The 10,236-nt window shown below is 25.2% G+C and carries 8 protein-coding genes; 6 read left to right on the forward strand and 2 right to left on the reverse strand.

All coding sequences use genetic code 11. The annotated features are described in order from the left end of the window. The first annotated feature begins 239 nt into the window (after window positions 1-239). The 6 genes from CLOACE_RS10955 (at window position 240) to clpB (ending at window position 7,571) form a co-directional block, all read left to right on the forward strand. Window positions 240-1,172, forward strand: a complete 933-nt coding sequence (locus CLOACE_RS10955; protein ID WP_070111293.1) for a YkvA family protein — start codon at window positions 240-242, stop codon at window positions 1,170-1,172. Between the two features lie 25 nt (window positions 1,173-1,197). Next, a complete protein-coding gene (gene rnhA, locus CLOACE_RS10960; protein ID WP_070111294.1) occupies window positions 1,198-1,656 on the forward strand; it encodes a ribonuclease HI in 459 nt (152 codons plus the stop codon). A gap of 94 nt (window positions 1,657-1,750) precedes the next feature. Next, the gene (locus CLOACE_RS10965) at window positions 1,751-1,924 is read left to right on the forward strand and encodes a YtxH domain-containing protein (RefSeq protein ID WP_101495422.1); all 174 of its coding nucleotides are present in this window, start codon (window positions 1,751-1,753) and stop codon (window positions 1,922-1,924) included. A 189-nt stretch (window positions 1,925-2,113) separates the two neighbouring features. Further along, window positions 2,114-3,418, forward strand: a complete 1,305-nt coding sequence (locus CLOACE_RS10970) for a helix-turn-helix domain-containing protein (RefSeq protein ID WP_070111295.1) — start codon at window positions 2,114-2,116, stop codon at window positions 3,416-3,418. A 19-nt stretch (window positions 3,419-3,437) separates the two neighbouring features. Further along, complete coding sequence (locus CLOACE_RS10975; protein WP_070111296.1) at window positions 3,438-4,691, forward strand: helix-turn-helix domain-containing protein; 1,254 nt, start codon at window positions 3,438-3,440, stop codon at window positions 4,689-4,691. Window positions 4,692-4,970: 279 nt separating this feature from the next. Continuing rightward, window positions 4,971-7,571 (forward strand): ATP-dependent chaperone ClpB, encoded by a 2,601-nt coding sequence (gene clpB / locus CLOACE_RS10980; protein ID WP_070111297.1) that lies wholly within the window; start codon window positions 4,971-4,973, stop codon window positions 7,569-7,571. A gap of 141 nt (window positions 7,572-7,712) precedes the next feature. Here clpB and CLOACE_RS10985 read toward each other — a convergent pair whose 3' ends face one another. Both CLOACE_RS10985 and CLOACE_RS10990 read right to left on the reverse strand, forming a co-directional pair. Continuing rightward, complete coding sequence (locus tag CLOACE_RS10985) at window positions 7,713-8,438, reverse strand: type 1 glutamine amidotransferase (RefSeq protein ID WP_070111300.1); 726 nt, start codon at window positions 8,436-8,438, stop codon at window positions 7,713-7,715. Between the two features lie 19 nt (window positions 8,439-8,457). Continuing rightward, entirely contained in the window at window positions 8,458-9,807 is a 1,350-nt protein-coding gene (locus CLOACE_RS10990) for a Mur ligase family protein (RefSeq protein ID WP_175429463.1), read from the reverse strand. Window positions 9,808-10,236: the final 429 nt, after the last annotated feature.

Genomic DNA, 10,236 nt, shown 5'->3' on the forward strand with positions numbered 1-10,236 from the left:
TTATTTCCAAACTCTCTTTATGAGGCTTAGCTTATTATTTTTATACAGATTATTTTTAATTATTTTTTATCTGCAAAGTATATTAATTATTTTATTTGTTCTTTTTTAGGTTTAATCATATAAAAATATTATTACATTGGTTGAAGAAAAAAATATATGTTGTATACTTTTTATATAGCTATATAAAAAGTATTTTTGAAAATTTAAATTGCCATAAGGGGAATGGTTAGGAGGGTTTCATGAAAATTTCGCAAGCTAATATATTATTAACTAATAAAGACATATTTAATATATTAAAAGAATTTGTAAATGTAGAGGGATTAAGATTTAGTGATATAGAAATAAATGAATTAATTACTGTTTTAGGTAGTTATACTAAGGGAATGAAAATAAATTTTGAAGTTAAAATTGGAGTAGGAAGTGTTTGTAATAACGTATTAAATTTAAAAATATTTAGTGCTAAAGTAGCCAAGCTATCTATATTCGAAGTTGTTAAAAATGCAACTTTAAAAGGATTTTTAAAATATTTTGAAGACTATGGAATAAATGTTGATAAAGATACTATTCAAATAGATTTAAGCATTTTATCGAAAACTATACCTTATGTATATTTTAAGTTAAATAGTATAAATATAGTTAAAGATAGTTTAGAATTAGATGTAGAAAATATAATATATACTAAAGAAAAAGAAGGTATTGCTTTTGAAAGAAAGAAAAATTTTAAAAAGAAATTTATGAATAATGGTTGTTATGGAAAAATTAGAAATAAAATTGAAGAAAAAATACCATATAAATGTGAAAAAATTTCTAAATATGCATTGCTTATACCGGATGTGGTAGTGCTTTTATATAGAATATTTAGAGATGAAAGAGTGGATTTTAAAACTAAAGCTCAAGTAGCAGCTATTACTGCTTATTTGGCAAGTCCTTTAGATATTATACCAGATTTTATTCCATTTATAGGTAATATAGATGATGTAGCTATAGCCTTTTACGGATTAAATAAAATTATAAATGAAGTACCTAAGGAAGTTATTTTGGAAAATTGGGAAGGCGAAGAAGATATAATTTTAAAGGTAAAAGAAGTTGTGGATTATATTTCTCAGGTTGTAGGAAGCAGTAATGTAAGTAAATTAATATCTTATGTAGAGAAAATGGGCAAAAAGGCATAAATTATTTATTTTGGAGGGTTTTTTTATGAAAGAAGTTACAATATATACTGATGGGGCTTGTAGGGGAAATGGAAAAGAAAATACTATAGGTGCTTATGGAATTGTATTTATGTATAAGAATTTTAAAAAGGAAGAAAAAAAGGCTTTTAAAAATACTACTAATAATATAATGGAATTAAAAGCAGTGGTAACAGCTCTTTCCAGGTTAAAAGAACCTTGTAGTGTAACTTTATATAGTGATTCTGCTTATGTTGTAAATGCTATAAATCAAAAATGGATAGATAAATGGCAAAAAAATAATTGGAAAACATCTTCAAAAGAACCAGTGAAAAATAGAGAAATATGGGAGGATTTAATTAAGCTTATAAATTATCATAAAGTTAAATTTGTTAAAGTAAAGGGACATTCTGACAATGAATTTAATAATAGATGTGATAAGTTGGCAAATGAAGCTATGGATGATTTAATAAAAGGCATTGATTAAAGTTTCTATTATTTTCTTTGTTTATTATATAAAAAAATGCATATTCTATATATATAGGAAATTAAAATATTAATGTTAGAGAGGTGTGTAGAATATGAATAAATTTATTAGAGGTATTACTGCTGGTGCTGTAGTAGGAGCAGTAGCTGGTATGATGTTTGCTCCTAGATTAGATAGAGGAACAAGAAGAAGATTAAGAAGGTCTGCTAAATATATGAAAGGATTTGCACAAGATGCTTATGGTGGAATGAGAGACATGATGAGATAATTATTACATACAATAAATTGTTGATTTTTTAAATGTGCTATACAAAATCAACAATTTATTGTTTTATAAGGTATAAATTAAAATATTTTTTATTATTTTTAAAAAATATGCTATAATAAAATAAATAATTTTCAAAATAATTTAATTTAGTTAAAAATATAAAAATTATAGATAGAAAGAGTGTGGAGTATGGAGATATTATCATTAGGGGAAAAAATAAAACGTAGAAGAAAAAAATTAAATATGACTCTAAAAGACTTGGCAGGAAATAGAATTACTCCAGGGCAAATAAGTTTAGTAGAATCTGGTAAATCTAATCCTAGTATGGATTTGTTAGAGTATTTAGCAGAAGCTTTACATACTTCTATTGAATATTTAATGGAGTCAGAAGAAACTCAAGCAGAAAAAATTTGTACTTATTTTGAAAATATAGCAGAATCTTACATATTGAATGAAAGTTTAAATCAAGCAGAAAAATATATAGAAAAATCTTTGTATTATGCGGAAAAATATAATTTAGAATATAGAAAGGCAAAGAATTTATATTTAAGAGGAATTATATCTATGTATAAAGATGAAAAAGCTTTAGCACAACAATTTTTCCTTTCAGCTAATGTAATATTTATAAAGAATAATAATTATGAGGAAATTGTAAATTGCTTTGTTAATTTAGGAAAAATCACATTAACTTTAAAAGCATATCATTCATCTTGTAGTTATTTTGGACAAGCAGAAGAAGTTTATAGTGAAAATGAAATAGGAGATGATTTTTTACTAGGAAAAATATATTATTATAGGGCATTTACATATTTTAAATTAGAAGAATTAGATAAATCAATAGATTATTCTTATTTAGCTAAAGAAAAGTTTAGGCAATTGGATAGTAAAAAAGAATATGCTAATTCACTTTTGTTAATGGCAGAGCAATATAGTAAAAAAGGTGATATGGATAATGCTATAAAATATTCTAAGAAGACGCTAGAAGTTTTTCAAGAAATAAATGATATTTCCTATGTATCTGAAATAGAAAATAATTTAGGAAAGCTATTTTCAGAATTTGAAAATTTAGATGAGTCTTTTATACATTTAAATAAGGCAAAAGCTATTAGAGAAAAAAATAAAGATGCTAAAATAGTAGACACATTGACAAATATATGTGAAAATTATATTAAGTTAAAAAATATAGAAAAATGTAGAGAAATACTTGATGAAATCGAAAATATAGTGCAAGATAAAAGTGATAAGGAATTAATAAAGTATTATTTATTGAAATATAGAGTGGATATTTTAGATGAAAAATTAAGAGAGGCGGAAAATACTCTTCTTGTTGCTTTGAATTTTGTAAAAAACATGGATTATATGAAAGAAGTAGCAGAAATATCTATTATGTTAGGGAAATTTTATATAGATAACGGAAATGAAAAAGAAGCTGCTAAGTATTTAAATGAAGGTGTGGATATGTTTAAGCAATTAGGAGTTTTAAAAGAGTCTTGATGGATGGGTGGAAGATTTTATGGAAATACTTTCTATAGGAGAAAAAATAAAAAGATGCAGAATATACAAAGGGTGTACCTTAAAGGACGTTTGTGGTAGTAAAATATCTGTTTCTAAGATGAGTTGTATTGAAAATGGAAAAATAAAACCAGAAGAATGGATTTTAGATCATGTAGCAAAAAAATTAGAAATGGATGTAAAATATTTAAAGGAAGATATAAGACAACAAATAGAAAAAAATGTAAAAGAGTTAAAAAATAATGATTTTTCTAAAAGCTATGAAAAAGATTTGGAGTATAATTTAGTTTTTGCAGAAGAAAATAATTATTATGATTTAGCTTTTGAAATACTACATTTAATGTTCAATTATTATTTAAATGAAAATAAATTAGAAAAAAACCAATTAACTATATCTAAATACTATACATTGTGCAAAAATTCAAGAAACGAAGATAATTTAGCTATATATTATTTGGATATAGGACAGTATTTTTTTAATATAAAAGAATATGCTCAAGCATCTAATTATTATAATAATGTTAAGAAATTTAGTGGAGATGCAAATAAAAAATCCATGTTAATTGAAGCTACTTATAAAGAAGCTGCATGTTATATAATGTTAAAGAAATATAATAAAGCTTATGAAATAGCTTTAGAATTAAAAAAATTACTAAAATATGTAGAAGATAATGTTAAAAAAGCAGAAATATATCATATGTTAGCTTTACTTTCACTTAGAATGGGCAAAGATAATTTTAAAAAATATGAAAAAGAGTCTTATAAGTTATATGAAGATAATAATTTTTATAAATCTCAAGCTATGTTTAATTATGCTACGGTTATGTTTGAAATTAGTATGAAAGATGAAGGAATAAATTATGTAAAATGTTCTCTTCAATGTTTTCCTAAAGATGACAAGCATAAATTAGTTAAATTTATGGTAAAAAATATTAATAAGTTAATTGAAAATAGTCACTTAGATGAAGCGGGAAAAATTTGCGAAGAGGCTTTGGATTATGCTATTGTTCTAGATGATTTAAAATATATAGAAAAGACTTATTATTATAAGTCTATAATAATGGAGCGAAAAGGTGATTTAGAAAATGCAGAAATTTATATGAATTTAGCATTAGGATTATTAACTAAGTTTGGAACAAAGAAAGACATATATTTCAGGTATATGGAGTTAGGAAATATATATCATAAATTAGATAATATAAAAGAATCCATTAAGTATTTTAATTTAGCTATAAATTTAAAAAAATATATATAATTTTTCTATGAAAATATTTAAAAGTTCTAAGAATTAAGGTTTGTTGATTTTAATTTTTAGAACTTTTTTATTATAGTGCTATTATAGGCTTTATTTTAGTTAAAAGTTCTATATTGATTAAATAGTGTTGAAAATCTATTATTATTATTATTTTTCTTTTATTTATTGCATGCATTAGACTTTGACTATCTTTGACTTATGTATTAATATAATTATAAAATATGAAGAAAATAATTGTAATTGTAAATAATAAATTAATTTGGTTTTGGAGGGAAATGTATGAACATAGATAAATTAACAATAAAAGTTCAAGAAAGTATAAATGAAGCTCAATTAATAGCTGTTAGACATAATCATCAGCAAATTGATGCAGTGCATTTATTTTCAGCACTAATTAATCAAGATGATGGTCTTATTCCTAATATATTTTCTAAGATGGAAGTTAATATAAAGGTATTAAAAGATGATATAGAAGATGTATTAAATAAAATGCCTAGAGTTTTAGGTGAAGGGGCTCAAAATTCAGGGGTATATGCTACTAGAAGATTTGAAGAAATATTTGTTAAAGCAGAAGAAATAGCTAAAAATTTTAAAGATTCTTATGTAAGTGTGGAACATGTAATGCTTGCAATTATGGATATAGATAAAAAAGGTGAAGTAGGTAAAATATTAGATAAATTCAATGTTAAAAAATCTGAATTTTTAAATGTATTATCTGAAGTTAGAGGAAGTCAAAGAGTAGATACACAGGATCCAGAAGGAACTTATGATGCTTTATCTAAATATGGAAGAAATTTAGTAGAAGATGCTAAAAAGCACAAGTTAGATCCTGTTATAGGTAGAGATGATGAAATAAGAAGAGTTGTAAGAATATTATCTAGAAGAACTAAAAATAATCCTGTTCTAATAGGAGAACCTGGAGTAGGTAAAACTGCTATAGTAGAAGGATTAGCAGAGAGAATAGTAAAAGGAGATGTGCCAGAAGGCCTTAAAGATAGAATAATATTTTCATTAGATATGGGGGCTTTAATTGCTGGAGCTAAATATAGAGGAGAATTTGAGGAAAGACTTAAAGCAGTATTAAAGGAAGTTCAAAATAGTGATGGAAGAATAATTTTGTTTATAGATGAAATTCATACTATAGTAGGAGCAGGAAAAACAGAAGGTTCTATGGATGCAGGAAATTTAATAAAGCCAATGCTTGCAAGAGGGGAACTTCACTGTATAGGTGCCACTACTTTTGATGAATATAGAAAATATATAGAAAAAGATAAAGCCTTAGAGAGAAGATTTCAGCCAGTTATAGTAGATGAGCCTACACTAGAAGATAGTATATCCATATTAAGAGGGCTTAAAGAAAGATTTGAAATACATCATGGAGTTAGAATTCACGATTTGGCAATTGTAGCAGCAGCAAAGCTTTCTTCTAGATATATAACAGATAGATTTTTGCCAGATAAAGCTATAGATTTAATTGATGAAGCAGGGGCTATGATAAGAACAGAAATAGATAGTATGCCTACAGAATTAGATGCGGTAAGAAGAAAGATATTTCAATTAGAAATAGAAAAAGAAGCATTATCCAAAGAAAAAGACACAGCTTCAATGGAAAGACTTAAATCTATTGAAAAAGATATTAGTAATTTAAAAGATAAAAATAATGCATTAACAGCTAAATATGAAAAGGAAAAAGAAAAAATTATAAAAGTCAGAAATTTAAAAGAAAAATTAGATGAAGTAAAAGGAGAAATAGAAAAGGCAGAAAGGGAATATGATTTAAATAAAGTGGCAGAACTTAGATATGGAGTTATTCCTCAAATAGAAGCACAAATAAAGGAAATGGAAGAAAAAATAAAGGATAATTATGAAGGAGCATTGCTTAAAGAAGAAGTTACAGAAGATGAAATAGCACAAATAGTTTCTAAATGGACTGGAATACCTGTGGCAAAATTAGTAGAAGGTGAAAGAAAGAAACTTTTAAGGTTAGAAGAGGAGTTATCTAAAAAAGTTATTGGACAAGAAGAAGCAGTTAAAGCAGTATCAGATGCAGTAATTAGAGCTAGAGCAGGAATGAAAGATCCTAAAAGACCAATAGGTTCATTTATATTTTTAGGTCCTACAGGAGTTGGTAAAACAGAGCTTGCTAAAACTTTAGCTAAAACTCTTTTTGATAGCGAAGAAAATATAATAAGAATTGATATGTCAGAGTATATGGAAAAATACTCTGTATCTAGATTAATAGGAGCGCCTCCTGGATATGTAGGATACGAAGAAGGAGGTCAACTTACAGAAGCAGTAAGGAGAAATCCTTATAGCGTAATATTGTTTGACGAAATTGAAAAAGCACATGAAGATGTATTTAATATATTTCTTCAAATATTTGATGATGGAAGGCTTACTGATAATCAGGGAAAAACAGTAGATTTTAAAAATTGTATAATTATAATGACTTCTAATATAGGAAGTGAACATTTATTAGAAAATAAGAATTTGAAAATAGTAGAAAAACAAATAAGAGAAAAAGTTATGAATGAAATGAAAATTAGATTTAAACCAGAATTTTTAAATAGACTAGATGATGTAATAATGTTTAAACCATTAACTATAGATGACATTGGAAAAATTATAGATATATTTGTAGATGAAATTAGAAAAAGACTTAAGGATAGGCATATTTCTCTAGAAATTACAGACTCTGCCAAGGGTTTAATGGCTAAAGAAGGTTATGATCCAGTGTATGGAGCTAGACCTTTAAAGAGATATATAGAAAATACTTTAGAAACTCAAATAGCTAAGAAAATAATAAAGGGAGAAATATATGAGGGTATAACTGTAAAAGTAGATGTAGAAGGAGATAATATAGTAATAAAGAATAATTAGTTTATATTATAAATAGAGAAGCTATTTGCTAGCTTCTCTATTCTTATGTTATAAGATATATTTATATAAATATCTTATAAATTAAAGAGAGTGTTTATGTGAAAGAAAGACCCTATAATAGTATATGTATTTTTTTAATTTTTATTTTTTTGTTTCTCTATTTATTATAAATTCTTTTGCTTTTATTTCTAAAGTATCATCTAAAGGTTCTAGAGATATTTCTCCATATTTGTTATTTAAAGCTAGTGTTAAAAGTCTATCAGCTAGTTCTGGGTTTTTAGATAAAAGTGAACCATGAAAATATGTACAGAAAGTATTTTTATATATACAGCCTTCATAACCATCTTCACCATTATTACCATAACCAGCTATAACTTTTCCTAAAGGTTTTAAATTTCCTATGTAAGTTCTTCCAGAGTGATTTTCAAAGCCTACATAAGTTTGATTTAAATCTTCATTGTATATAACAGTATTTCCAATAAATCTAGTATTACCACTTTTAGTGTATATATCTAATATTTTTAATCCTTCTAATTTCTCACCTTCAGGAGTAGTATAATATTGACCTAATAGTTGATAACCACCGCATATTGCTAAAAATACTTTATTGCTTTCTATATATTCTTTTATAGCATATTTTTTATTTCCTAATAAATCTTTAGAAACTATAGATTGTTCATAATCTTGTCCGCCACCAAAAAATACTATATCATATTTGGTGGTATCAAATTTATCTTTTAAGGAAACATTGTGTATATTAACTTTAATTTTTCTTTGTTCTGCTCTATATTTTAAAATTAATATATTTCCCACATCACCGTATACATTTAATAGGTCTGGATATAGGTGACATATATTTAGTTCCATTAAATTCACATCCTTTTTATTACCAAAGTTTTTTAATATATCCATTTGAGTTTAAAAATTTTCTGAAATTAATCATAGCTGTGTAAGTAGCTAATATATAAACTATATTTGTATCACATTGTTTTATTTCTTTTAATAGATTTTCATCATTTTCACAAAGCACAAAATTATTAGCATTTAAATTAGCTATTTTTAATCTTATAGCCATGTCATATAATCTAATGCCGGAAATCATTATTTTATTTATGTTAAGATAAGATAATTTTTCAAAATTAACATCCCATATCCAAGATACATCTCTACCATCGGCATAATTATCATTTAATAAAACAGCTAAGTTTATATTTCTTTTATCTAGACTTATTGTATTTACTGCTTGGTCATAACCAGCAGGATTTTTTACAAGAATTATTTTTACTTCTTTTCCATCTATATCTATAGTTTCTTGTCTACCGAAACTGCTTTTTTGACTTTTTAAAGAATTAAATATAATGGAATTATCCACACCTAATGTTTTAGCTATAGAAAATGCACATAAACCATTGTAAATATTGTATAATCCTGGTTGATTTATATAATATTCATTGCCATTTATTTGTATGTAAGACCCATCTGGTGTTAATTCTTTAATTTCATCCACAAAGTAGTTTAAATCTGGTCTATGATATCCACAGTTTTCACAATAAAAATCCCCTAAATGGTTATAAGTTACGAAATTATATTTATAAGCACTTTTGCATACTTTGCAAAATTTAGAATCTGCATTTAATGATATTTTCTTATTTTTATTTATATCACAATTAAATCCATAGTATATAGTTTTGTTAGGTAAGGATAAATCTCCTAAAAGAGATTCGTCTCCATTTAAAACTAGTGTAGATTCTGGAACTTTTTTTACACCTTCTATTATTTTTCTTAAAGTAGTATAAACTTCTCCATATCTATCTAATTGATCTCTAAATAAATTTGTTATAGTTATTGCTTCAGGCGTTATATATTCTGTTATAAATTTTACATTGGCTTCATCTACTTCTATAACAGCAAATTTTTCGCTGCAATCATCATTAAATTTATAGTTTTCCACAAAACAAGATATTATACCAGTGTACATATTAGCACCAGTATTATTTGTAATTACTTTTTTGCCACTGTCTTTTATCATATTATAAATCATACTTGTAGTTGTTGTTTTACCATTAGTTCCTGTTACAAGTATTACTTTGTAGCCCTTAGATATGGTTTTTAATATGTGTTTATCAAACTTTAAAGCTACTTTTCCTGGAAAATTGGTACCTCCTTTAAATAGGGTTTTAGATACTTTTAGTACTATTTTAGAAATAAATATACTGAAAAAAGATTTTATATTAATTTTTAATACACCCCTTTACTATATTTTATTTTACATAATATCTACAATTATAACACCTATAATAAAAAGGTGAAATAAATAACGGGTTTATGACATTTTAAATATGTAAGTAAATTCTACTTAAATATTATAATACAACTTTTATCCTTTTACACTATTAAATTATCTTATATTTTACTAATTTAGTTTATTGAATAAAAAAAAGCTTGATATAATTTGCACATATAAAATAACTATAAATAATCTATATAAAAATTATAAGAGCAGTAGGCATAAAGAGAGTTTTAAAATAAGTCATTTCATTAAGACACTCTAAGAATAAAAAATAAAAAAACTCCTACCCAATTTATGCCCCGTCCTTGGGGCGGAAATTGGCTCATCACGTCCTGTGATGAATTACGGAGTTTTTTTATTTTTTCTTCTAAGAGT

It is taken from the genome of Clostridium acetireducens DSM 10703, from assembly GCF_001758365.1.
Lineage (GTDB): Bacteria > Bacillota > Clostridia > Clostridiales > Clostridiaceae > Clostridium_C > Clostridium_C acetireducens.

Excerpts from the sequence above, each read along its gene's own strand:
- CLOACE_RS10975 (WP_070111296.1), top strand. The coding sequence starts at position 3,438 with ATGGAAATACTTTCTATAGGAGAAAAAATAAAAAGATGCAGAATATAC.
- CLOACE_RS10985 (WP_070111300.1), bottom strand. The coding sequence starts at position 8,438 with ATGGAACTAAATATATGTCACCTATATCCAGACCTATTAAATGTATAC.
- clpB (WP_070111297.1), top strand. The coding sequence starts at position 4,971 with ATGAACATAGATAAATTAACAATAAAAGTTCAAGAAAGTATAAATGAA.
- CLOACE_RS10970 (WP_070111295.1), top strand. The coding sequence starts at position 2,114 with ATGGAGATATTATCATTAGGGGAAAAAATAAAACGTAGAAGAAAAAAA.
- CLOACE_RS10965 (WP_101495422.1), top strand. The coding sequence starts at position 1,751 with ATGAATAAATTTATTAGAGGTATTACTGCTGGTGCTGTAGTAGGAGCA.
- rnhA (WP_070111294.1), top strand. The coding sequence starts at position 1,198 with ATGAAAGAAGTTACAATATATACTGATGGGGCTTGTAGGGGAAATGGA.
- CLOACE_RS10955 (WP_070111293.1), top strand. The coding sequence starts at position 240 with ATGAAAATTTCGCAAGCTAATATATTATTAACTAATAAAGACATATTT.